The 24105-nt window shown below is 57.9% G+C and carries 20 protein-coding genes; 8 read left to right on the top strand and 12 right to left on the bottom strand.

What is annotated here, in order from left to right:
- Position 1 precedes the first annotated feature (1 nt).
- A complete protein-coding gene (locus QPL95_RS14430) occupies positions 2-3775 on the bottom strand; it encodes a DUF1631 family protein (RefSeq protein WP_303291695.1) in 3774 nt (1257 codons plus the stop codon).
- Between the two features lie 193 nt (positions 3776-3968).
- Here QPL95_RS14430 and QPL95_RS14425 point away from each other — a divergent pair, with 193 nt between their 5' ends.
- Positions 3969-5039: an aminopeptidase gene (locus QPL95_RS14425; RefSeq protein WP_303291694.1), complete on the top strand. Its 1071-nt coding sequence runs from the start codon at positions 3969-3971 to the stop codon at positions 5037-5039.
- Here the strand turns inward: QPL95_RS14425 and argA are convergent.
- The 7 genes from argA to coaBC all read right to left on the bottom strand — a co-directional run bounded on the left by argA (position 5013) and on the right by coaBC (position 14182).
- Positions 5013-6320 carry an amino-acid N-acetyltransferase gene (argA, locus tag QPL95_RS14420; protein ID WP_303291693.1) on the bottom strand — a complete coding sequence of 436 codons (1308 nt, stop codon included), beginning with the start codon at positions 6318-6320 and terminating at the stop codon, positions 5013-5015. The genes QPL95_RS14425 and argA overlap by 27 nt on opposite strands.
- A 52-nt stretch (positions 6321-6372) precedes the next feature.
- The gene (gene argE / locus QPL95_RS14415) at positions 6373-7542 is read right to left on the bottom strand and encodes an acetylornithine deacetylase (RefSeq protein ID WP_303291692.1); all 1170 of its coding nucleotides are present in this window, start codon (positions 7540-7542) and stop codon (positions 6373-6375) included.
- Positions 7543-7562: 20 nt separating this feature from the next.
- Positions 7563-8807, bottom strand: coding sequence for an acetylornithine deacetylase (locus QPL95_RS14410; RefSeq protein ID WP_303291691.1), 1245 nt, complete (start codon positions 8805-8807; stop codon positions 7563-7565).
- 23 nt (positions 8808-8830) lie between these two features.
- Positions 8831-9727, bottom strand: a complete 897-nt coding sequence (gene argB / locus QPL95_RS14405; RefSeq protein WP_303291690.1) for an acetylglutamate kinase — start codon at positions 9725-9727, stop codon at positions 8831-8833.
- Positions 9728-9766: 39 nt separating this feature from the next.
- Positions 9767-12412, bottom strand: coding sequence for a phosphomannomutase/phosphoglucomutase (locus QPL95_RS14400; RefSeq protein WP_303291689.1), 2646 nt, complete (start codon positions 12410-12412; stop codon positions 9767-9769).
- A 97-nt stretch (positions 12413-12509) separates the two neighbouring features.
- Positions 12510-12971, bottom strand: coding sequence for a dUTP diphosphatase (dut, locus tag QPL95_RS14395; RefSeq protein WP_303291688.1), 462 nt, complete (start codon positions 12969-12971; stop codon positions 12510-12512).
- Complete coding sequence (gene coaBC / locus QPL95_RS14390) at positions 12971-14182, bottom strand: bifunctional phosphopantothenoylcysteine decarboxylase/phosphopantothenate--cysteine ligase CoaBC (protein WP_303291687.1); 1212 nt, start codon at positions 14180-14182, stop codon at positions 12971-12973. The genes dut and coaBC overlap by 1 nt, the downstream gene beginning before the upstream one ends.
- 180 nt (positions 14183-14362) lie before the next feature.
- Between coaBC and radC the strand changes: the two genes are divergently transcribed.
- The 3 genes from radC (at position 14363) to rpmG (ending at position 15659) form a co-directional block, all read left to right on the top strand.
- Entirely contained in the window at positions 14363-15037 is a 675-nt protein-coding gene (gene radC / locus QPL95_RS14385; protein ID WP_303291686.1) for a DNA repair protein RadC, read from the top strand.
- A gap of 218 nt (positions 15038-15255) precedes the next feature.
- Positions 15256-15492 (top strand): 50S ribosomal protein L28, encoded by a 237-nt coding sequence (gene rpmB / locus QPL95_RS14380; RefSeq protein ID WP_303291685.1) that lies wholly within the window; start codon positions 15256-15258, stop codon positions 15490-15492.
- Between the two features lie 11 nt (positions 15493-15503).
- The gene (gene rpmG, locus QPL95_RS14375) at positions 15504-15659 is read left to right on the top strand and encodes a 50S ribosomal protein L33 (protein ID WP_007153739.1); all 156 of its coding nucleotides are present in this window, start codon (positions 15504-15506) and stop codon (positions 15657-15659) included.
- 69 nt (positions 15660-15728) lie between these two features.
- Here rpmG and QPL95_RS14370 read toward each other — a convergent pair whose 3' ends face one another.
- The 3 genes from QPL95_RS14370 to QPL95_RS14360 all read right to left on the bottom strand — a co-directional run bounded on the left by QPL95_RS14370 (position 15729) and on the right by QPL95_RS14360 (position 18073).
- Positions 15729-16589 carry an endonuclease/exonuclease/phosphatase family protein gene (locus tag QPL95_RS14370; RefSeq protein ID WP_303291684.1) on the bottom strand — a complete coding sequence of 287 codons (861 nt, stop codon included), beginning with the start codon at positions 16587-16589 and terminating at the stop codon, positions 15729-15731.
- 55 nt (positions 16590-16644) lie between these two features.
- A complete protein-coding gene (locus QPL95_RS14365) occupies positions 16645-17280 on the bottom strand; it encodes a thiol:disulfide interchange protein DsbA/DsbL (RefSeq protein ID WP_303291683.1) in 636 nt (211 codons plus the stop codon).
- Between the two features lie 184 nt (positions 17281-17464).
- On the bottom strand, positions 17465-18073 hold the full coding sequence (locus QPL95_RS14360; protein ID WP_303291682.1) for a cytochrome c: 609 nt from the start codon (positions 18071-18073) through the stop codon (positions 17465-17467).
- A 180-nt stretch (positions 18074-18253) separates the two neighbouring features.
- Here QPL95_RS14360 and yihA point away from each other — a divergent pair, with 180 nt between their 5' ends.
- Complete coding sequence (gene yihA, locus QPL95_RS14355) at positions 18254-18892, top strand: ribosome biogenesis GTP-binding protein YihA/YsxC (protein ID WP_303291681.1); 639 nt, start codon at positions 18254-18256, stop codon at positions 18890-18892.
- 194 nt (positions 18893-19086) lie between these two features.
- On the opposite strand, the gene QPL95_RS14350 is transcribed toward yihA, so the two are convergent.
- A complete protein-coding gene (locus QPL95_RS14350; protein WP_303291680.1) occupies positions 19087-19755 on the bottom strand; it encodes a TetR/AcrR family transcriptional regulator in 669 nt (222 codons plus the stop codon).
- Between the two features lie 179 nt (positions 19756-19934).
- Here QPL95_RS14350 and QPL95_RS14345 point away from each other — a divergent pair, with 179 nt between their 5' ends.
- From QPL95_RS14345 to QPL95_RS14335, 3 genes are all read left to right on the top strand, one after another.
- Positions 19935-21380 carry a coniferyl aldehyde dehydrogenase gene (locus tag QPL95_RS14345; RefSeq protein WP_303291679.1) on the top strand — a complete coding sequence of 482 codons (1446 nt, stop codon included), beginning with the start codon at positions 19935-19937 and terminating at the stop codon, positions 21378-21380.
- 173 nt (positions 21381-21553) lie between these two features.
- On the top strand, positions 21554-22192 hold the full coding sequence (locus tag QPL95_RS14340; RefSeq protein WP_303291678.1) for a hypothetical protein: 639 nt from the start codon (positions 21554-21556) through the stop codon (positions 22190-22192).
- 25 nt (positions 22193-22217) lie between these two features.
- Positions 22218-23816, top strand: coding sequence for a GMC family oxidoreductase (locus QPL95_RS14335; protein ID WP_303291677.1), 1599 nt, complete (start codon positions 22218-22220; stop codon positions 23814-23816).
- The last annotated feature ends 289 nt before the right edge of the window (positions 23817-24105 follow it).

Raw genomic sequence — 24105 nt, 5'->3', positions numbered from 1 at the left:
GTCAGATCAAACTGTTCAGCAGCTTGGGTTTTTCAACCACAAAGCCCTGGGCATAATCCACACCCAGCTGCCTCAGCATATCCAGAACCTCGCGGGATTCAACCTGAGAAGCAATCACTTCCCGGCTCATGTAGTGCGCCATGTCGACCATCGACTTCACCATCGCCTGATCGGTCGGGCTGGACACCAACTGGCTGGTGAAAGCACTGTCGATCTTGATCAGGTCAACCGGTAACGAACGCATGAACTGGTAGGAGTTCGGACCACTGCCGAAATTGCCCAGGCAGAACCGGCAGCCAAGCTCTTTCATCTCCCGCATAAAATCTGCCACGGCCTGAACATCGTGAATGGCCGACGCCTCTGTCAGCTCAAACCACAGCCGCTCTATGGGAGCGTCTTTTTCGCTGAGTTTCTCATAGATAAACTCCAGCAGTGATTGGTCATTCAGCGAATAACCAGACAGATTGATGCACACGCCCCCCACATGCCTCGGGTCTGGCGCTTTATCACGCAACCAGTCCAGCATGTGCCCGACAACCCAACGGTCGACGGCCTGCATGCGGTCATAACGCTCTGCCATGCGGACAAAATCACGCCCGGTGATCAGGGTGCCGTTGTCATCGTACATGCTGATCAGCACTTCGTACTGGGTCGCCATCCGGGCTTCACCATGCAGCGGAATCATTTTCTGGCACCGCAGCAACATGCGCTCTTCTGCCGGATCACTCAAGCTGGCCACCCGGGAGGCGATCTGCTCCTGCCTGGCCTGATCATCGGCATCCAGGCTGTACTCGGCGATTTTTCCGGGGCCTTTACGCCGGGCCGCAGAAAGCGCCTGTTCAGACCCTCGCAGCCAACGTTCCGCGTTCGCCAGTGCCGGCAACTCCGGTGCAATACCGACATTAGCGGACAACTCATAGGCTTTCCCGCCGAAGGCATAGCCCCCGCTTTCAACGGCGCCCACCAAGGCCCCGGCGACTTCCTCAGCCTTCTCGGCCGCCACCAGCATGGCAAACTCCGTACCTTCAAGCCGGGACACCGGCATGCCTTCACCAACATGCCGGCACAGCATATCAGCCACCTGCTTCAACACCTCATCCGCGGCCTGCTGGCCTGCGGTGTCGCTCAGTAACCGGAAGCCCCGCAAGTCCAGTTGCAGCAGGGCTCGGCGATCCTCCTGCCTGGCCAGTTGTTGCTCCAGCATGCGCTCAAATTCCCGGCGGTTGAGCAGGTGCGTCAGGTCGTCGTGGGTCGACACCCACGACAGCTGGTCGTAAACGTTTCGAACCATGCGGTCGATACTTTCATCCACCAGAGGCTTTTCATATTGGCTGTCGGGGATGATCACACCTTCACGCATCTTTCGGGCCAGGGCTTCGAGTTCAAGCTCGACCACCCGCATGCCCTGATGGTTCACAAACACAAACCGGGAAAAACCACGGGCAATCCACACCAACCGGATATATTGGGGTTCAGACGGCCGGCTTTGATCTTTCAGCCAGTCTCCGGTACGCAATTGCTGAGCTCGATTAATCCAGCGCTGCAAGCTCCGTTGCTCGCGCTCGTCAGCGACCTGCTGGCTCGGCTTTGCCGGGGTGCGCTTCGGCATTTCTACCATCTCGGAAGCCGCCTCCGGGCGGCGAACCAGGAACTGCTTCAGTTCGTCTCGTATCTGGGATGATGGCATGTGATTGCTGGAGATGGAGGCCAGCCCGTCCTGAATCAGCCGTAACAGTTCAGGCAGGTTAATACTGCTGTCCGGGTCATCTGAAAAGGCCAGCAGTGAATCAAGCACCGCCAGATAATCCTGCCAGAGCTGACTGTCTGACCCCTGCCGGATCCAGGTGAGTGATAACAGATCTCGCCAACCGCCATCCAGCAAGCTCACCAAGGCTTTTGGCACTTTTCGCCCGGCCAGCTTGCTGTCCAGAGCCTCCGCAACCGCAGCCTTGGACTCAGACACCTTCTGAGCGCCCTCCGCAGCCGCCGTTACCCGCTCCACATTGCGCCGATACACCAGGTTCTGACGCTCGATCAACGTATCCAGTTCGCCCACCGTCTGTTCGAACACCCCGGTATCCTGCTCAAACTCGGTGGCAATGCGCTGTACCAGTTCATCAACCCGACGCTGAACCACCGGGTTCAGCCGACCGCCTTTGACCCCAAGCTGAGCGAGCCGGTTCATCACGCCGCGAACCGGGCTTGCCTGGTCTTCAAAAAATGCCGGATCACGCATCACCACTTTCAGCACTGGCACTTCCAGCTGGCGCATGCGCTCCTGGGCGTAGCCACTGAGCTTCGGGCTTTCAATAACGCTTCGGAAGAACCGGTCAACAACATCCAGAGCACCCTGCTGTTCATCGTTCAAGCGGGTTTGGCCGGAGCTTTCTTTTACTTTCGCGACCACCCGCTCCTTGAGCGGTACGGCGGGTTCATCCGGGCCTGCGGCACGCAGCTGAAGTTCCTGAAGCTCCCGCTGCAGTTCACCGGCGGACAACGGCCGCGCGTCAGCTGCAAAGGGTTCGGGTTCCGCTGCACCACCTTCTCTTGCGCGCCGGTTCACCTGTAAGGTAGCCAGCAGGTTGCGTACGGTCGTAAAAGCCGTTTGGGCATCTCTGGCATAGCCCCGGAACTCACCGGAGATTCTCGATCGCAGTGAGCGCTCGGCCGACTCCGCCGGCTTGCCCTCCGTCGAAGTGGCGGAGGGTTCAGCTGCAGAAGCAACCGGCTTGGGCCCCACAGGAGGCTTGCGAGTGTCGGTAACCGGCACTCTGGGCTTTTCCGCCGGTTGCTCGCTCAAGTACTTCGACAAATCCAGATCCGGCAACACACCATGACGAACCAGGATATTGTTCAGCTCCCGGTACAGTGGCGCCAACTGACGGATGACGGTCTGCTCGAACGTTTTGAGGCAAACCTTCTCTACGTCACGACTGGCTTTCAGCTGAGCCAGGGCATGGTGAAAAGCCTCACAAACCAATGAGGGTCCCAGTGGATTGTGATGGCCGGTTCGATTGGAAATACCCAGCTTATCGAGGCGCAGCTTCAGCTGCAGCAGTTCACCGCGGTACATAGTGTCGGCTCGTGTCACCATCACCCTGACCGCCAGCCAGTCTTCAAACTCGTTTTTATCGACCACCGACAGCATGGAGCCCGGCGCGCCTTTGGGTTCCGGCTTTAGCGGTGACTCCAGGCTTCGCGCCATATGGTGCCAAAGCACCCGCTGGCGTCCCTGAATCTGGCCGGAGGTATCCATATATTCATTCGCCAGTTGATCGCTGGAGGCCTTCTGAGCCGCCTTGCGAAGCTCCTCAGCGGTCTGTACGAAACAGGCATCCATCAGGGGCTCGATGAACCGGGTGACGGTTTTTGCGCACTGGTGCAGCACAAACTGCACTCGTTCGCTGGGCGCACGCAGAGTTGAGCGCTCCTGGTCACCACCGCCACACATGTGCAAGAGTGCGCTGACGGCCTCTGGATTGGGACGGGTAAAACTGACCCCCATAGCACGCTCAATACGTCGGGATGGGCTGACATAAAGCTCGTAGCGCAAGCTGTTTTCAAGCCCACGAAAGCGCACGATCAGTTCTTTGGGCGTGGCGTTCTTGAAGGCCCGGTCAAGCTTGGCGGAGGTTTCACCGGAATAGCGGATATAAAGACCCTCGGCACAGAAATCGGCAATCTGGCAAGGCCACGACTCACCGTTGCCGGCATCAATCTGTGCAGCGAGTTTAATGGGCTGTCTGGGGCTGCTGCGACGCTCTCTCGGATCCATGAAATATTTTGACCAGTTACAAAGCCGGCTCTGTTGCCGGGTGACAAATGCCCGGCGAACGTCCCTGATTAGGTGGGGCGCACCACCTGCTATGATATGAGTTCCGGTGGCCGACGGGAAACCCCCCCGGCATCCACCCGGTCTGTATATTTTTCAGTGACCGGGCTCACACTTCATCATAACTTTCTGATTCATGAAACAGCTTAGTCAGATCTATCTTGTTTTGCTACTGTTTACGGGCCTTCAGGGCTGTTCGACATTTGGCTACTATAGCCAGGCGATTGGCGGTCATGCCTCATTGATGATGCGCAGCCAGCCCGTTGAAGAGGTTATCCGCCAGCCCGGCACTCCGCCCGAGTTACAGCATAAGCTCACGACAGCCCTGGCGGCGGCCGCCTTTGCCCGCAATACGCTTCAGCTTCCGGTAGGGGGTGCCTTTTCTGACTTTGTAGCGCTTGAACACCCCTGGGTTGTCGTTAACCTGGTGGCCGTGCCCGAGTTTTCATTGCAACCGCACCAGTGGTGTTACCCGGTGATAGGGTGCCAGGCCTACCGGGGTTATTTTGATCTGAAACCGGCCCAAACAGAGCAGGCTCGGTTCCAGGCAGCAGGCTTTGATACCTTTATTGGTGGGGTAACGGCTTACTCCACTCTGGGCTGGTTTGATGACCCGTTGCATTCCGGGTTCACCGCCCTGCCGGAAGCCCGGATGGTGGCGCTGATATTTCACGAACTCGCGCACCGAGTGGTGTATCTGAACGGCGATACCGCCTTCAATGAAAGTTTTGCGACGGCCGTAGAGTTGGAAGGCCTGAGATTATGGCTGGAGCAGCAACAATCGCCTGAACAGTTCGACCTGGCACTGAAACGGTTGGAACACCGGAACCGCACGTTTGAGTTGGTTCAGGCCACCAGCGAAAAGCTCCGTGGCCTCTACCAGCGACACGACCAGATAGGCCCTGGGCCGCTGCGCCAGCGCAAACGCGACCTGCTGACCGAACTGGCCGGGCAATACGAACGACTGTCGCAAAACTATCCGGAGCCTGGCCCTTTCGGCACACCGCCCGTCCAACTGAACAACGCCAACCTGGCGCTGTTTCAGCAATACAACCAGTATGTGCCCGGGTTCCGGCAACTGCTGAGGGAATCCGGCGACGATTTCAGCCGGTTCTACAACGCGGTTACCGATCTGGCCGCCGAGCCGGCTGGTGAGCGCCAACAAACCCTGGAAAGCCTGTCACAGCGGTTTAACGAACACCTTTGAGTTTCGCTGAGGGTTGTAGGAGGCCAGTTTCGGCCCCGGTAAATCCTGCACGGCGGTGGGCTGGAAGCCCCGCTCCCGGAACCAGTGCTCGGTCTGGGTCGTCAGCACAAACAGTTTACGAATGCCCTGGGCCCGAGCCTGTTTTTCAACCATCACAAGAATATCGTCGCCGCGCCCGGCTCGGCGATAGGAAGGATCTACCGCAAAGCAGGACAGTTCGCCTGCCCCCTCTTCCGGATAGTGGTAAAGAGCAGCACACCCAACGATGGTGCCATCGCGCTCTGCGACCACAAAGCGGTCGATTTCGGTTTCCAGCATTTCCCGGGAGCGACGCACCAGTACGCCCTGCTCCTCCAGGGGTTGGATCAGCTCCAGAATGCCGCCGATGTCTTCCACCCGGGCCTGGCGAATCTGTTCATAATGATCGCCGCTTACCAGGGTACCCGAACCGTCCCGGGTGAACAGCTCTTCCAGCAGGGCGCCATCTTCAACATAGCTGATGATATGGGCACGCCTCACGCCTTTCACACAGGCATCACAGGCGGCCTTGAGCAACGAGGCATCGTGGCCGGTCACCGTGTTGTCATTCAGCCGTTCAGACGCCTGACGGGCCGAGAGTTCCCGTATCAGGGAGCCGTCTTCATCCAGCAAGCCTTCGTCATCAATGAACACAATCAGTTTTTCGGCCTGCAATGCCGCGGCCACCTGACTGCCGACGTCTTCGTAGGAAAGATTAAAGGCGTCGCCGGTGGGTGAGTAGCCCATGGGCGGAAGCAGCACAATATGGCCCAGTTCGAGCAACTGCTCGACCCCCTTGGTATCAACCCGGCGCACTCGCCCCGTGTAGCCAAAATCCGTGCCATCAAGCACCCCGACCGGTTTGGCAGTCACGTAGTTACCGCTGCTCACTCGAATGCGGGCGTTGTGCATCGGCGAATTGACCAGGCCCATGGACAGCTGGCTTTCCAGGTAAGCCCTTAAGCCACCAATGGCTTCCATGACCAGCGGCAGATGGTTATCCGGGGTGATGCGCAAACCGCGGGCAAAGGACGACTCCAGGCCCGCATCGTCCAGGCGCGACTGGATTTGAGGCCGGCCACCGAAGGCCACAACGAGCCGCACACCCAAGCTGCTGAGCAGGGCAATGTCGTGGATGATGTTGATGAAGTTCCGGTGTTCAATGGCATCCCCCGGCATGGTCAACACCACCGTGCGCCCACGGTGAGCGTTGATGTAGGGCGATGAGTGGCGGAACCCATGCAGCCATTCGTTCGATTTCAATCCGGTCTCCCTTTAGATTCTGTAGCGATTGCCTTAATCCGCAATCGATTCATCAAAGACAAAACTGTTTGATCAATCCCCTCAGAATGTCCACGGTCGGCTGTAACTGGGACAACTCCAGGAATTCGTCGGGTTGGTGTGCCTGGTCGATAGACCCTGGGCCCATGACAAGGGTTTCCAGGCCCAGCTTCTGCAACCAGGGGGCTTCCGTCGCGAACGCCACGGCATGGGCGGTGTGGCCAGTGAGCTGTTCGCAGGCTTTGACCAGTGCCGCGTCGGCCTGGGTTTCAAACGGCGGTACGCCATCGAACAGGGGTTCAAAGGTCAGCTTCAGCTGCCGCCGTTCAGCCAGCGGCTGCACCCGGCTGAGGATGGCCTGGCGCAACGTGTCCATGTTCATACCGGGCAACGGGCGCAGGTCGAAATGCAGCTCGCATTGAGCACAGATACGGTTCGGGTTATCGCCACCATGGATGCAGCCCAGGTTCAGGGTCGGCACCTGCACCTTGAAATTGGGGTTGCGGTATTTGCCCTGCCACTCCGCGCGCAAGGCCAGCAATTCGGTCATCGCCTCGTGCATGCCCTCAAGGGCGTTGCGGCCAAGATCCGGGTTAGAGGAGTGGCCAGACTGACCATCAAACCGGAGCCGCTCCATCATGATGCCTTTGTGCATTCGCACCGGCTTCAGATTGGTGGGTTCGCCGATAACAGCGTAACGCGCCTTGGGCTTTCCGGCTTCGGCCAGCGCGCGGGCGCCGTTCATCGAACTCTCTTCGTCAGCAGTGGCCAGAATGATCAACGGTTGCTGCAATGGCTGACCCACGAACGCTTTCGCGGCCTCGATGGCCAGTGGAAAAAAGCCCTTCATGTCGCAGGTACCCAGCCCGTACCAGCGGTTGTCCTTTTCGGTCAGGGTAAAGGGGTCCGTCTGCCAGCGCTGGTCATCAAAGGGTACCGTATCCGTATGGCCAGACAACACCAGCCCGCCGGGGCCACTGCCCAGGGTTGCAATCAGGTTGAACTTCCCGGGCATGCCCGGTACATCCAGAATTTCTATCGAAAATCCGAGCGCTTCCAGCCACTCCGCCAGTGTTCTCACTACGGCTTCATTGCTGTGATCCCAATCCGGCGACGCGCTGCTGATGGACGGCAGGGAAATCAGCCGCGCCAACATCTCCCGAACGTCAGGAACCCGGGCGTTCGTACCTGTACCTTGCTCCATGGGGCCTCCTCGCCGCTGGATCAGTCTGCCCGGCCTCGCCGCCAGATTTCGAGCCGGGTGATTGCACGAATCAGTATCGGGTAGGCAACCTCACCACCCGCCACCGTCCGGGAGACTTCGAGCTCCCGTTCACCAACGCTGACCAGCTTACCCTCTACCTGATTGTCGTTAGAGAGTGTTACCCGTACCTTTTGGCCCAGCCATAGATTGGCATTCTCAACAGGCTCAACGTACCACTGTACGACCTCCGGATCTTCCGGGGCAACCACGGGCTCAAGGGCCTCCGGGGCCACGTCGGGCGGTATCGGCACGGCCTTGAGCAGGTAGACATCGGGCACCTGATCACCGTTGTAATTCACCTGCCAGGAGGCATTATCCTGAGCACCGGACCTCAGCGGAATGCCCAGAGTGCCTGAGCCGAGGTCTCCGGTAAACGTAAGCTCACCACCCTCGGTCAACCACTGTCGGTACAGTGCCAGTAGCTGGTCGCTGCCCTGGTAGCCTCGGGCCTCAAGGCCGTTCTGCAGAGCACCGGCTGCGGCCACAGCCCACTCATTCAGGGTGAGACCGGTTTCCCGGGCACAGTAGGCTGACAGACGGCGCATCAACCCGGCATCGCGAAGTGTCATGCTCGCGTTTGCCGAGCCGTGATCCAGGCTCAGGCCTGAACTGTCAAGACGGATGCGGGCACCCGGCCAATGGATTTCCAGGCTGCCGGTCTCGGCCGTGTTCAGTTCGGCCCGCAGACCCTCCCGGGTTTGCCTGAGCAACACATCGCCGCCAATGGCGTCGATACCTATCCGCTTCAGATCACCACTGCCCAATTGCTGCCGAGGGTCTGGCGCGCAGGCAAGCGCCACCAGCGGCGCACTGGTGGTTTGGTCATCCGCACCTTCTGTTACCCAATTGCGAAACATGGTGGGCTCCAGCGCCATGCGGGCCTGTTCAATGGTCAGGCTCCAGGTCGCCGGCAAGGGCTGCGGGTTGGCCAACGCCGTCAGTAGCGTCAGAGGAGAGCCGGCATCCAGCTCCGCCAGGCCCAGCTCCAGGGGCTGTGTCAGCCTGAAATCCTGCCAACTGGACTGCTTCAACAGTACTCGCCCGTCCAGCGACGAACCAATCGTACCCCGCTCCAGCACACCAAACTCGGAAAGGCCGGTGCGGGCCTCCGCCAGACGCTGATCGGCCAGCCACCAGACACCGGCCTTGTAGCTGGCAAAGCCCATCAGGGTCAACAGGATCAGAAAGGACAGCAGGCGTTTCATCCGGTTGCTCCCGGTCAGGCGTATCAGTTGCGGGAAATCAGGGTACCGACACCTTCATCGGTGAAAATTTCCAGCAAACAGGCGTGGGCCACTCGGCCATCGATAATGTGTGACGTACGAACACCATTCTCCACCGCGCTCAAGGCGCAACGGATTTTCGGGAGCATCCCGCCGTAAATGGTGCCGTCTTCAATCAGATCGTTGACCTGCTGGGCGGTCAGGCCCGTTAGGACCTTGTCTTCCTTGCTCTTGAGGCCCGACACGTTGGTCAGCAGCATCAGCTTTTCAGCTTTCATCGCTTCCGCGACCTTGCCGGCCACCAAATCTGCGTTGATGTTGTAGGACGCGCCATCCGGGCCCACACCAATAGGCGCAATCACCGGAATCACGTTACTGCGGGTAAGCATGTCGATGACATCCACATTCACGCTGGCGACCTCACCGACATGGCCGATATCAATGATTTCCGGCCGCTCCAGCTCCGGAGAACGGTCAACCACTTCGAGTTTCCGGGCACGGATCAGATTGGCGTCTTTGCCGGTCAGGCCAATGGCTGTGCCGCCCTGAGCGTTGATCAGTGAGACAATTTCCTTGTTCACCTGGCCGCCAAGAACCATTTCCACCACATCCATGGTTTCGGAATCGGTCACACGCATGCCGTTCACAAAACGGGACTGGATGTTGAGTCGCTCAAGCAACTCACCGATCTGCGGGCCGCCGCCGTGAACCACGATCGGATTGATGCCGACCAGTTTCATCAGCACCACATCGCGGGCGAAGCTGCTCTTCAGCTCCTCGTTCTCCATGGCGTTGCCGCCGTATTTGATCACGACGGTCTTGCCAGTAAACCGTTGAATATAAGGCAGGCCCCGGCTCAGTACCGAAGCCACCTGCATTGCTGTTTCACGATCCAGCGCCATGGCGATGTATTAATCCTTACTGTCAGAAAATGGGTGTTGTCAGAAATCGGCGACCAGATCCGGCGCCGCTTTCTGTAATTGTTCCCGGAACACAGATTTGATCCGCTCCAGGGCGTCTTCGGTTTCGGCCTCAAACCTCAATACCAGCATAGGCGTGGTATTGGAGGCCCGGCAAAGGCCCCAACCATCGGAATAATCTACCCGGATTCCGTCAATATTGCTGATATTGCCGTCACCGAATTCTCCCTGCTGGCCAAGGCGCTCTATAATTGCGAACTTGTCGCTTTCCGTCACCTCGACATTCAGCTCAGGGGTACTGATATCCTCCGGGAAATCCTCAAACACATCATCGCTGTGCCGATCTTCAATGCCCAGAATCTCCAGCAACCGCGCTGCCGAATAGAGGCCATCGTCAAAACCGTACCAGCGTTCACCAAAGAATACATGGCCACTCAGCTCACCCGCCAACAGGGCGCCGGTTTCTTTCATTTTCGCCTTCATCAGTGAATGGCCGCTCTTCCACATTACCGGCCGGCCACCAGCTTCGGATATAACCCCGGCCAGTCGGCGGCTGCATTTGACGTCATACAGCACATCCGCGCCAGGATTCCGGGAAACCACATCACGGGCAAACAGCATCAACAGGCGATCGGGCCAGATAATCTTGCCGCTGTTGGTGACAACGCCCAGGCGATCACCGTCGCCATCAAAAGCCAGGCCGATATCGGCGCCGGTTTCCTGAACCTTCGCGATAAGATCCTGCAGGTTTTCAGGTTTGCCCGGGTCCGGATGATGGTTCGGGAAATCACCGTCCACATCGCAGTAGAGCGGCGTGACTTCGCAGCCAAGCTCCTCAACCAGCAAGGGCGCCAGTTCACCGGCAATGCCATTGCCGGCATCCACCACCACCTTGAGTGGAGCAGCTACAGCGATATCACCAACAATGCGATCCAGGTATGGTCTGCGGACATCTTCACTGGACTGGGAGCCCTGGCCGGAGCTGAAATCACCGGTCTGGATACGCTGGTACAACTTCTGAATAGCCTCACCCGACAGGGTTTCACCATCCAGCATGATTTTCAGGCCGTTGTAGTTGGCCGGGTTGTGACTTCCGGTCACCATCACCCCGGAACCGGTTTCCAGGTGATGGGTCGCGAAGTAAAGCACCGGAGTAGGCACCGCGCCCACATGGATGACGTTGCAGCCTGCAGACATAACGCCCCGGGCCAGGGCATCGGCCAACTCCGGGCTGGAATGCCGGCCGTCATAGCCGATGCAAAGCGATGCTACCCCGCGGTGACCCGCTTCAGAACCTATGGCACGGCCAATCACCTCGACGACACTGGCCGACAGGGTTTCGCCCACAATGCCCCGGATATCGTAAGCACGGAAAATTTCTGCAGCGACATCCACTTCCGGCAGCAGGCTTTCCTCAACGTCGGGAATGTCTTCATCAAACAAGGGGGTATCGGAACTGCCAAAGCCCAACACATCTTCATCACCGTCCAACATGTCGATGTCTGGCATGTCTTTGTCTTTGAACAGCGGCTCATCTTCAGAAGCAGGCTTTTTGCTGCCCGCGGGAGGCGCTTTCGGCTTGGCGGACTCCCCCGCCTTGGCGACCCGTTTCTCGACCACCTGGGACAGCCGGTACAGCACTTCTCCCGTGGCTGAGACCATATCCCACTGGAAAGCTGGCAATTTGATGCGCTCGCCGCCAAAGACCTTGTGGGCCCACTGAATCATCGCGGTGACGTCCTGACGGATGCCTCGCTGGGCACCACCGAGCAGACTCCAGACTACAATGGCCGCCAGCAGCGCAGGAATCGCCACCAGGGCCACCAACATGGCTGTACTCACCGCAGCCGCAGGGGCTGGCTCGGCCTGATATACGACGGCCCAGTCCGGATTCAACAGCGTACGGGACACCTCAGGGCCGCTGCCGCTGCCACTGCTGATCACCGTGCGGGTGCTGCCTGAAACGGTTTGAACCAATGACAGGCGACCGCCCAGTTGGGCATTACTGACACTCAGCAGCGGTGCCACATGGTCTGCCTCAAATACTGCGAGCACGCTGCCAATTACAGCGCTGCTGGCCGGGCTGCGAACCGCTGCCGCCAGTTGCAGGTACCACTGATTGTCTCGGGGGAAGGCATCCGGCAACAGCGGCTGGCCGTTTTCGGCACGCCGCGCCAGTTCCAGCCCGGCAAACCCGAGCAGGCTGTCACCGTTGCCTGTCCTGGGAATTTCCCGGTGCGGGAAAACAAAAACTGCACTGGCACCGCTTACCGCAGACTGGAGTTGTTCGGAAAGAGCTCTGAGATCAGGCTGGCTGGTGAGTGCGTCGGCCAGAAACTTCTGATTAGCCACCGCCTGAAGCTGCTTCTGCATGGCCGACAAATAATGGTTAAGGCGCTGTTGCGCGCTGTTTGCCTCTACCGTTATCGCCCGGTCATAAGCACTTTGAGTGGCCGGCACGGCAACCAGAAAATGCAACAGCACAGCCGTGACAACGCCAGCCAGAACCACAACCACGGCCTGTTTTACCGCGACAGAACTGAGCTTTTTCAGGCCTGCACTGCCGGAACTATGCGAACCCTCAGGCTTTTTCTCTTTCTTAACGGATTTTTTTTCCGGCTTGTCTTCCACGGTAGGATCTTTGGCCTTGTTCTTACCGAATTTCATAGCGCATCCCGCAGTTATTTTTTGTTCCGGACAAACACTTATCCGCAAAGTATAGACGCCAGCTATTCAAAGTGCCGCCAGCCCGGCAGCACTTTCTTCAGTGGCTTCCCGTGGAACCAAAACCGCCCTCGCCGCGGCTGCTGGCATCAAACTCGGACACCACCTCAAAGTCCGCCTGAACCACAGGCACCAGCACCATCTGCGCAATCCGCTCGCCAATTTCCACGGTGAAGTCAGCCTGGCCCCGGTTCCAGCAGGAGACCATCAGTTCGCCCTGGTAATCCGAGTCAATCAAGCCAACCAGATTGCCCAGCACAATTCCGTGTTTATGGCCAAGGCCACTGCGGGGCAGAATCATCGCCGCCAGCGACGGGTCTGCAATGTGGACCGACAGGCCGGTGGGAATCAGATGCGTTTCACCCGGGGCCACCGTAAGCGGCTGCTTCAGACAAGCCCGAAGATCCAGGCCCGCAGACCCCAGCGTGGCGTATTCGGGAAAAGCAATCTCCGTTCCGATTCGATCATCCAGAATTCTGACCTGCAATTTTGTTCGACTCATTATGTTCTGGCCTTGTTGCTATGTTCTGCGATTAACGTCACCAGCCGATCGGCGATGGCCTGCTTGCTGTCAGGCCCGATGGACTCCTGCCCTTCAGGCCAGAAAACGGTGACGGCATTCTGGTCACTGTTAAATCCCAGCCCGGGAGCAGACACATCATTGGCGACAATCATGTTGAGCTTTTTACGTTGCATTTTATCCATGGCATAACGGGCGACATCTGTCGTTTCCGCCGCAAAACCCACGGTGAACGGCGCATCAGACCTGGCAGCGATGCTCGCCAGGGTGTCCGGATTACGCACCAGCGCAAGGCTCATGGCCTCACTGTTTTTCTTGATCTTGTCTCCGGCACAGGTTTCAGGCCGGTAATCGGCGACGGCCGCTGTCGCGACAAAAATATCACAGCCCTCACTCACTGCGCCTTCGGATTGCCGCAGCATATCGGCTGCGGTGACAGCGTGTCGCACCTCAACACCTTCCGGCGCTGCCAGGCTCACCGGCCCGCTGATCAAAACCACCGAGGCACCCGCAGCCGCAGCCGCACGGGCGATGGCGTAGCCCATCTTGCCCGAGCTGTGGTTGGAGATATAACGCACCGGGTCGATGGGCTCCCGGGTTGGCCCGGCGGTAATCACCAAACGCTTACCGGCCAGGGGCCCAGCCGCAACCGGCGACTGTTCGGTCTGAATCAACGTCGCCAGGGCGCCAGGCTCCAGCATTCTGCCTGGCCCGGTATCACCACAAGCCTGCTCGCCCTGATCCGGGCCCCAGACGATTATTTGAGGGTCTTCCGACAGCAGCCTCAGATTCCTTTGTGTCCGATGATTCTTCCACATGGCCTGATTCATTGCCGGCGCAACCGCAATCGGCGCTTCCGTGGCGCAGCACACGGTGGTCAGCAGATCGTCGGCCATGCCCTGGGCAAGTCGGGCCAGAAAGTCCGCGGATGCCGGTGCCACCACTACCTGATCAGCCCATTTGGCAAGTTCGATATGCCCCATTCCGGCCTCGGCCTCTGGATCCAGCAGCGACGTGCGCACCGGTTCACCGCTGAGAGCCTGAAACGTCAGGGGCGTCACAAAAGCTTCGGCACCGCGGGTCATCACCACACGCACTTCAAGCCCGGCTTTTTTCAGCAACCGCACCAACTCAGCACTTTTATAGGCGGCAATGCCACCGGTGATTCCCAGCAGTATTCGTCTGGCGGCCATGAGGGCTCCGTAATCCCGTAAAAAGAAAGGCTTATAAGATAGCACGCCCGACGGCGTGCAGGCAGCCTGCCCGCACATCCGTTCGTTTACCAAATGTTACTTTTTCGAGTACCCTTTGTAATTCTGAGAACTCGATGCAGGACGCATTCGACCCACAATAATCTCGCAAGGAAGCCCCCCATGAATGATGCCCGTTGGCCCACTGACGAACGGCCCCGCGAGCGACTGCTTGCCCATGGCGCAGAGTCCCTGTCTGACGCCGAACTTCTGGCCATTTTTTTACGGACCGGAACCACCGGCATGCCGGTCATGGACATGGCCCGACACCTGGTGGACGAGTTCTCCGGACTGCGGGGGCTGATGACGGCCTCCCGGCGCCAGTTCTGCCAGGTTAAAGGTCTTGGCACCGCAAAATACGCCCAGGTACAGGCCGCCATGGAAATGGCCAGGCGAGTTATGGATGAGCCGCTCCGCCAGGGCGACCCGCTGCGGTCCCCCGAGGACACCCGGCGATTTCTCACGAGCCGACTCGCAACTTACCCGCATGAAGTCTTCGCAGGCCTGTTCCTCGACAATCGGCACAGGGTCATTCAGTACCGCGAGTTATTTCGGGGCACCATTGACGGTGCCGCCGTCTACCCTCGCGAAGTGGTTCGACAGGCTTTGGAAGACAATGCAGCAGCCGTCATTTTCGCCCACAATCACCCGTCCGGGGTGGCGGAGCCCAGTCAGGCCGACATCTCATTGACCCGACGGTTGAAAGAAGCATTGGGGCTGGTGGATATCAGGGTTCTTGACCATATGGTTATCGGCCACGGTGAGGTAATATCGCTGGCTGAAAGAGGCTTGATGTAGTCGCCACTGAGATGCCACCGGAAAACTGGCCAAATTCCCAACAATTTTTTGCGTTGGCAGGCCAGTTCTGGTATAAAAGCGTCCCTTTCTGGCGGCATCTGGCGTGCTGCGCCCAGTTTAAAGGCGCAAACCGGTGGCAGAGTTAGCTCCGGAGCAACCAGAGACGCATTAAATAACGAATTCGCATTGATAGACCAGTGCTCAGGTCGGAGGCATGTATGTCCAGAGTTTGTCAGGTTACCGGAAAGCGTCCGGTTACCGGTAACAACGTATCCCACGCGATGAATCACACTCGTCGTCGTTTTCTGCCGAATCTGCAGAACCACCGTTTCTGGGTTGAAACCGAGAAGCGTTTCGTGAAGCTGCGCGTATCCACCAAGGGCATGCGCATCATCGACAAAAAAGGTATTGACGCTGTACTGGCCGATCTTCGTGCCCGCGGCGAGAAATTTTAAGGAGCTGCATCATGCGCGAAAAAATCAAGCTGGTTTCATCAGCAGGCACTGGTCACTTCTACACGACCAACAAGAACAAGCGTAACACCCCGGAAAAAATCGAGATCAAAAAGTACGATCCGGTTGTCCGCAAGCACGTTGCGTACAAGGAAGCCAAGATCAAGTAATTGATCCTGCCTCCACAAAAAACCCGGCCATTGCGCCGGGTTTTTTATTGCCTGAAACAGCACAGAAATTCAGAAAGTCTCCAGATACCCCTTCGGAAGCGCAATATCCATCGCAATCGGCAGGTGATCGGAAACCGGATAGCTGACCACCTCGGAACGGCGAATTTCCAGGCTCGGGCTCACCATAATATGGTCCAGCGCTTTCTCCGGGCGCCAACTGGGGAAGCTGTGCGCGGTGTCCGGCAAGGGGATCAGGTTGGTTTCTTTCAGCGGAGTCTGGGTCAGCAACTGTTCCGCATGGGCATTCATATCGCCCATCAACACCACGTGCTGGTAGTCGGCGATCAGGTCCCTGATATAGCCCAACTGCCGCTGCTGGGCTGACTTGCTGAGCGACAGATGCATCTGCACCAGCACCAGGGGGTCGTCTTCTGCACCGTAGCGCGCAATGATCGCGCCCCGGCCCGGAATCAGGCCCGGCAATCGGTGTTCGGTGACGTCCAGCGGCCGATAGCGACTCAACAGCCCGTTACTGTGCTGGGCGATCGGCCCCATATTACGGTTCAGCTGTTGATGCCAATAGGGTATCCCGGCCGCTTCCGCCAGATACTGCACCTGGTTGATATAACCACTGCGCAGACTGCCACCGTCACACTCCTGCAACGCCACCACGTCGTACTGGCTCAGCAGTGTGGCAATGCGATCCAGGTTTTCAATGCGATGACGATGCGGGAGAAAGTGTTGCCAACTACGGGTTACATAGTGGCGATACGAAGAGGTGTTAATACCCACCTGAATATTGAACGTCAGCAGTCGGATATGGCGATGGGGCTCGAAGTCGGGCACGTGCTCGCTGCCCGAGCACGTGCCTCGCGGAGCACCCTGATTTTTCAGAATGCCATTAATCTGACTACGAATCCGTTTATACATATTCCAGGATTCCAAGGCTAACCCTTAAAGCCATCAGCACTCGAGCAGTAGCACCTCACTCAGACGCTGCGCGCTCCTTTTCCACCAGATGCTCGACAACCTTCAGCACATTTTCGTGGCCATTTGCCATGCTGGCACTCACCACATACTTACCATTTACCAGCATAGTTGGCGTACCGGTAATTTGCGCACCCATAATCCGGGCCTGGGCCTGCCTGACACGGGACTGAACGGTAAAGCTGTTATAAGCATCGATAAACGCTTCGGAATCCACACCATGGTCAGCCACGAAATCCGCCAGAGCCTCGCCTGAATTCAAAGGGCGACGTTCACCCGCCAGCGCATCGAACAGAGCATCGTGTGCTTTATCCAGGTCACCGAGCGCCTCAAGAGCATAATAGGCAATCGCATGGGGTGCCCAGCTTTCACCAAGAACCGCCGGCAGCCTGACATAGTTAACATACTCAGGAGCGCTTTCTTCCCAAGCCTCCGCCAGCGGTTTGAAGTTGTAACAGTGAGGGCACCCGTACCAGAACACTTCCGCCACTTCGACACCCTCCTGTGACGAGGTGCTTACCGGGTTACTGAGGGTGCGGTAGTGCACGCCGTTTTCCCAGGGCTGCGCATTCGCCATTCCACTGAGCACCAGCGAAGCAACCATCGTCGCTACCAGGCTAAAAGTTCTGAACATGGGATTTCTCCGAACATTGATTGATTGTTGGCGTTCTGCAAAAGAGCGTTGATTATGACCCGGCACAGCTTGAAAGTTCCACTGCCCGCACAGGGAAATCATTACCGAAGGTTAAGAAGATTTTGATTTAAAAACAAAAACCCCGCCGAAGCGGGGTTTTTGTATCGGCATCTACGAGACCGGATCAGTTCAAACCGGAGACGTAATTGGCAACCGCTTCGATTTCAGCGTCTGTCAACTTGGAGGCTACGTCAGCCATAATGCCAGCGTTGGCCGTAGTGGCGCGCTCGCCCGCACGGTAAGCCTGAAGCTGCTTGGTAATGTACTCAGCATTCTGACCGCCCAATGCAGGGTAACCCGCAGGCTCATTACCGATACCTTTCGGGTTATGACAGCCGGCACAAGCAGGCACACCCGTCGCCATGTTACCACCGCGATACAGGGCTGCGCCCTGTTCGACCAGATCCGGGTTAGCCTGGCCAACGACCATATCCTGGCTGTTGTAGTAAGCGGCCAGATCACGCATATCCTGCTCGGACATGGCGCTCAGCAGGCCGGTCATTTCCGGCACTGAACGATCTCCGGATTTGATGTCGACCAACTGGTTAAACAGGTATTTTTCACCCAGACCCGTCAGTTTAGGATAAACCGCCATAACCGGCTTACCACCACCCTGCCCATGACAACCGGCACATACTGCCGCGTTCTGTTCACCCGCTGCTGGATCTCCTGCCCCGTGAGCCATTGCTGTAAGGCCAACTCCGAGAACAACTCCTGCGATCAGTCTTTTCATGCTCGCTCCGCTTCTCTCATCTTAGAATCTTGAAAGTATTCTGGTTGTACAGCCGGACGGCCCTGAAGGTTCAGGCTCTAAACCGGGACTGACAGCGGAACGCGCAGCGCCCCGCCGGAAATTGGTGTAGCATTATACATTAATCGTCGATAACTGAAATCCAAAGGAACAGCAACCGTCGTGGACCCTGATCTGACTCAAAAAAGCCTCTCTTTCAACAGCGCCCGATTTCTGATCAGCGCCTCACGTCTGGACGAGTGCCCCCCCGATTTCGGTGCCGAGGTTGCCTTCGCAGGCCGCTCTAACGCCGGCAAATCCAGTGCTCTCAACGCCATTACCGTCAACGGCAAACTGGCCCGCACCAGTAAAACGCCCGGGCGCACCCGGCTGATCAATTTTTTCAGCCTGAACAAAGAAAACCGGCGGCTGGTGGATCTTCCCGGGTACGGTTATGCCAAAGTTTCCCGGGACATGAAAGATGACTGGCAAAAACACCTGGGCCACTACCTGAACGACCGCCGCTGCCTGCGCGGCCTGGTTCTGGTGATGGACATTCGCCACCCGCTCACAGACTTTGACCAGATGATGGTTGATTGGTGCGAACATAACAAGTTGCCACTGATGATCCTTGCCACGAAAGCCGACAAACTCAAATTCGGCCAGGCCAAAACCGCCATGCTCGGCATTGCCGGCAAGCTGAAGAAATACGAGTGCGTGGAACACCTGATCATGTTTTCAGCCACATCAAAGCTGGGCCTGGACGAGTGCCGGAATACACTGACCGACTGGTTGGAAGACTCGGAGTTTGCTGAAGACTGAGCGCAAAAAAACCGGCCTGCCAGAGACAGGCCGGTGAAACGTCAGGGTTTGCGACGTGCTATGGCCTCCGAAATAAAGAGGCCAACCTGAGAACTCACTCAGGAGACGCGGGATGTCCGGTTTCCAGCGTCATTAACTTTGACCGCACATTTCCAGAAAGTTCATTTTTTGTTCAAAACCAGATCGAGCACCCACTAAACGGCCTCTCCCTGAGCATCCGGCAAGGTTGGTCGGTACTTTTCCCTCAGCACCAGCACCCGTTCGCGATACTCCGCCGTCAGATAGGGAAGCTCAAGCGTCAGCACCTGATAGATTCCCTGCTTGAGTTCGGTCAGGCTCAGGCTCCCAGGCCCTTCACTGGCGTGAGCCGTTTTCAGAAATGCCATCCAGTTGGTGATCACCAACCAGACGTTCAGCGACATTGCCGAGCGCAGCTCTTCCAGTTGCGACTGAATAATCCCTGCCTCGGCGAGCTTGCCAAAGATCCGGCTGATGGCCGCCAGACACCGGTTGGTAAAGTCCCGGTAGTCACGCCGCAACCGCGGATCGCTGTCCAGCAAGTACTCGAGATCCCGATGAAAAAACCGGTAGCTCCACAACCCGTCGAACACGGATTCCAGATAGAAGGTCATGTCCTCCAGTGTGATTGGGCGGTCTTCCGGAATGTCCAGGTAATAGTCCACCAGCTTTTCATATTCCTGGAAGATTTCATAAATGATGTCCGACTTGTTCCGGAAGTGGTAATACAGATTGCCCGGCGATATGGCCAGGTGCGCGGCAATATGATTGGTTGTGATATTGCGCTCACCCCGCTCATTAAAAAGCTCAAGGCTCGATAACAGAATTTTGTCTCTGGTTTTCATGCTCACGCCGCGGTTTGTTGTTATCAGCTTGATGGATGGCCTGATGGGCCATCCGGCATTCCTTGACTGCCTAGAGTATATACTCTAATAATACCCCCAAGCGCAAATCGTCCAGAATTTCGCCACTAACAATGACCGACTGCCGACGACCCACCCGAGCAGCCGAGGGAGAACGAAACATGGTAGCAACTGTCGTCCAGCTCACCGAGAGCAAAAAGCAGATTCAACACACTCATCGGGTGTTTGAGGATCAGAAAAAGGCCTTCCGAAACAACCCGATGCCTTCACTGACTGAGCGTAAAGAGAATCTGAAACGCCTGAAGCGCGCCCTGCTGACGCACCAGGACCGACTGCTGGAAGCCATCGACCGGGACTTCAGCTGCCGCTCAAAAGACGAATCACTGATCGCCGAAGTGATGCCTTCTATCCAGGGCATCAATTACACAATGAAAAGCCTGAGTGACTGGATGAAGCCATCCAGGCGCCATGTATCGGTGCTGTTCCAGCCCGCCAGCAACAAGGTGCACTATCAGCCCAAGGGTGTGGTGGGTGTGATCGTGCCCTGGAACTATCCGCTGTACCTTGCGGTAGGCCCATTGGTCGCATCGCTGGCGGCCGGCAACCGCACCATGATCAAAATGTCGGAGTTCACGCCCCACACATCGGCTCTGTTCAAGGAAATCATCGAATCGATGTTCCCGGAGGATCTGGTTTCGGTGATCACCGGTGAAGCCGATGTTGCAGCTGATTTTTCTCAGCGGCCCTTCGATCACCTGCTGTTCACCGGCTCGACATCCGTGGGCAAACTGGTGATGCGGGCAGCGGCCGAGAACCTGACGCCGGTTACCCTGGAGCTGGGCGGAAAATCCCCGGCCATCGTGTCACCGGATGTCCCGATGGAAGACGCAGCCCAGCGCATTGCCTTCGGCAAGGCCTTTAACGCAGGGCAGACCTGCGTGGCGCCCGACTACGTGCTCTGCCCCGCTGACAGGGTTCAGGCTTTTGTCGACGAATTCCGGGCCCGATTTGCCGAGATGTACCCTAGCCTGCGGGACAATGATGATTACACTGCCATCATCAATGAGCGCCAGTATGACCGGCTGCAAAGTTACCTTGAAGACGCCCGGGCCAAAGGTGCGGAAGTGGTTGAGATCAATCCTGCCAATGAAAACATGAAAGACGGCACCCGCAAGATTCCGCTCACTCTGGTGCTGAAGACCACGCCGGACATGAAGGTGATGCAGGACGAAATTTTCGGTCCGATCCTTCCGATTGTCAGCTACGCCAGCCTCGACGATGCCATTCACTACATCAATGAGCGGCCACGCCCGCTGGCCCTCTACTTCTTCGGCTATGACAAGGGCCAGCAACAACATGTTGTGGATCAGACCCACTCCGGCGGCATGTGCATTAATGACGCGTTGATGCACGTGGCGCAGGATGACTTGCCATTCGGCGGCATCGGCGATTCGGGTATGGGCCATTACCATGGCAAGGAAGGTTTCCTGACCTTCTCCCATCACCGGGCGATCTTTACCAAGCAGAAGTTCAACAGCGGCAAGTTCGTGTATGCGCCTCACGGTACAGCGGCTCACCGTATGGTCTATAAGTTGTTTATTCGCTAAGGCCTGCAGATTGGGTGCAAGGCCAGGGTACGGCACGTCTTTCCAGGACACGCCGTGAACACGTCCATGTGGGCTTGAGCAAAACATCCCTGTTTTGCACAGTCCTGGAAAGACGTGCCGCACCCTGGCCCCATGCATTGCGCTATTCGCCATTAAAACTACAAGAAACTGCCATGAAAACACCTCAGTCTCACGAACACCCCAAAGGCCAGCTCGCTGACACCAGCCGGCGCAGCTTCCTGAAAACCAGCCTCGGCGGCGCCCTGTTTCTGAGCACCGTGAGCGTGACCGCCGGTCTGTCCGGTTGTGCCACCGCCCCGGCCGGCCGTATCAGCGCGGTTGGTTCCCGGATGAACGCCAGCTACCAGTTCCAGTTCCTGAGCAAGGACGACATTGCACTGTTCGAGGCCCTGCTGCCAGCGATGTTTGCCGGCGCCTTGCCGGAAGAACCGAATCAGCGCCAGTTTGCCATTGCCGCCACCATTGAGCGGATTGATCAGGGCATTGCAAAGTTTGGCCCGCCAAATCAAAAAGAATTGCGCAAGCTGTTCGATCTGCTGAACTTTGCACCTACCCGCGTGACGCTGGCCCGGGTGTGGTCAGACTGGCCATCCGTCAGTACCCGGGAGGCCGATGCCTTTCTGAATCGCTGGCGCAGCAGTCGCATTGGCTTGCTGAACAACGGCTACATTGCGCTGAGCAAGATCAGTAACGTGGCCTTCTATGGTTACGAAAACCACTGGCACCTGTCCGGTTACCCCGGGCCACCCGCCTGGATGGTTGATTCCCTGCCGCAATTCCACAACGTTTGACGACACCCGGATAACGGAGAGCAGTATGTCCATGAATGATCCTATCGCCCGGGGCCTGGCTTCCGGCTGGAATGTCACCGATGCCAGCAAACTGGTCGCAAACAAGACCGTAGAAGCCGATGTGGTGGTGATTGGCACCGGTGCCGGTGGTGGAACTACCGCAGAGATTCTGGCCAGGCAGGGCCTGTCAGTTATTCTGGTAGAAGAAGGCCGGCTGTATTATCAGAAAGATTTCAAGATGGACGAGCTGACGTCTTACGCCAATCTCTATCAGGAAGGCATGAGCCGAACCACAGCGGACGGCGCGATTGCCATTCTGCAAGGCCGCTGCGTAGGCGGTTCCACGACAGTCAACTGGACCAGCAGCTTCCGCACACCCGACGAAACCCTGACTTACTGGAGTCAGACATTCGGGTTAGACGGCCTGCAACCCGACGCCATGGCCCCCTGGTTTCAGGGCCGGGAGGAACGCCACACCATGGCGCCCTGGCAAACCGATCCGAACCTGAATAACGACATCCTGCGCCAAGGCTGCGATGCCCTGGGTTACTCCTGGCAGGTGATCCCGAGAAACGTCAAAGGCTGCTGGAACTCCGGCTACTGCGGCGTCAGTTGCCCCACCAACGCCAAACAGGGAGCCCTGCTGACCACCATCCCCGGCGCGCTGGACCACAAGGCACAAATGTTCCACGGCCTGCGGGCCGACCGGCTGGTGATGAACCAGGACCGCATTGACCACCTGCTAGCCAGTGCCATGGGCCCGGATGGCGTTACGCCCTCCGGTGTTACCGTCACCCTGAAAGCCAGCCACTTCGTGGTCGCCGCCAGTGCCATCGGCTCACCCGGCCTGTTGCTGCGCTCAGACCTGCCAGACCCTTATCAGCGAGTGGGCAAGCGCTCCTTCATTCACCCGGTCAACGCCACCGTGGCCCGCATGCCCGCGAAAGTCGATCCATTCTACGGTGCACCGCAATCCATCTATTCCGACGAATTCAACTTCAAATACGGCACCGACGGCCAGGTTGGCTACAAACTCGAAGTGCCACCGTTGCACCCAGCCATGGCGGCCGGGGTGGTACCCGGCCACGGCCAGCAACAAAGAGACAACCTGGGCCAGCTGCCCTGGATGCAGTCCGTCATCGCCCTGCTCCGGGACGGTTTCCACCCTGAAAGCCCCGGCGGCACAGTCAGCCTGAGGGATGACGGCAGCCCGGTGCTCGATTACCCGATGACCGACTATCTCTGGAACGGCATTCGCGAAGCCTACCTCAACATGGCCGAAATCCAGTTCGCCGCCGGCGCCGAAGCGGTCCAGGCCGTGCACCTGGACTCCGACTGGTACACCAGCTGGAACCAGGCCAAAGCCGCCATCAATGAGCTCCCCATGAAACCCCACCGCGCCCGCCTGTTCACCGCCCACCAGATGGGTGGCTGCAGCATGGGCAGCAACCCGGAAGACTCCGTGGTCAATGGCTTCGGTGAACACCACCACATCGCCAACCTGAGCATCCACGACGCCTCTATCTTCCCCACCAGCATCGGCGCGAATCCGCAGTTGTCGGTGTACGCATTGGCGGCGAGGAACAGCACCAGACTGGCGCAGAAATTAACGCAGCTGGGCTGAGCTTTGTCGTGACACTCGCAGGATGTGACCGAGAGAGGGCCAGAGAGATACAGTCGGGGAGGTATGCAGATAACACGAGAGCGCGGGCCGGGGGTTGGCTTTCGGGAGTCTTGAGGGCCATGGACGGCCCGAACGAAGCGCACAGGGAAGTGCTCGTAGCGTCTCCCGAAAGCCAACCCCCGGCCCGTGCGACTAACTCCTGATAAAAGTAGCCGTTACCAAAGTCCCCGGACTACAGCACAAAAAACAATACTGCTATGCTACCGGCCACTAACAAAAGGAGCTGCGC

Source organism: Marinobacter sp. SS5-14b, assembly GCF_030541005.1.
GTDB lineage: Bacteria > Pseudomonadota > Gammaproteobacteria > Pseudomonadales > Oleiphilaceae > Marinobacter.
This window is presented reverse-complemented; position numbering and strand designations above follow the sequence as displayed.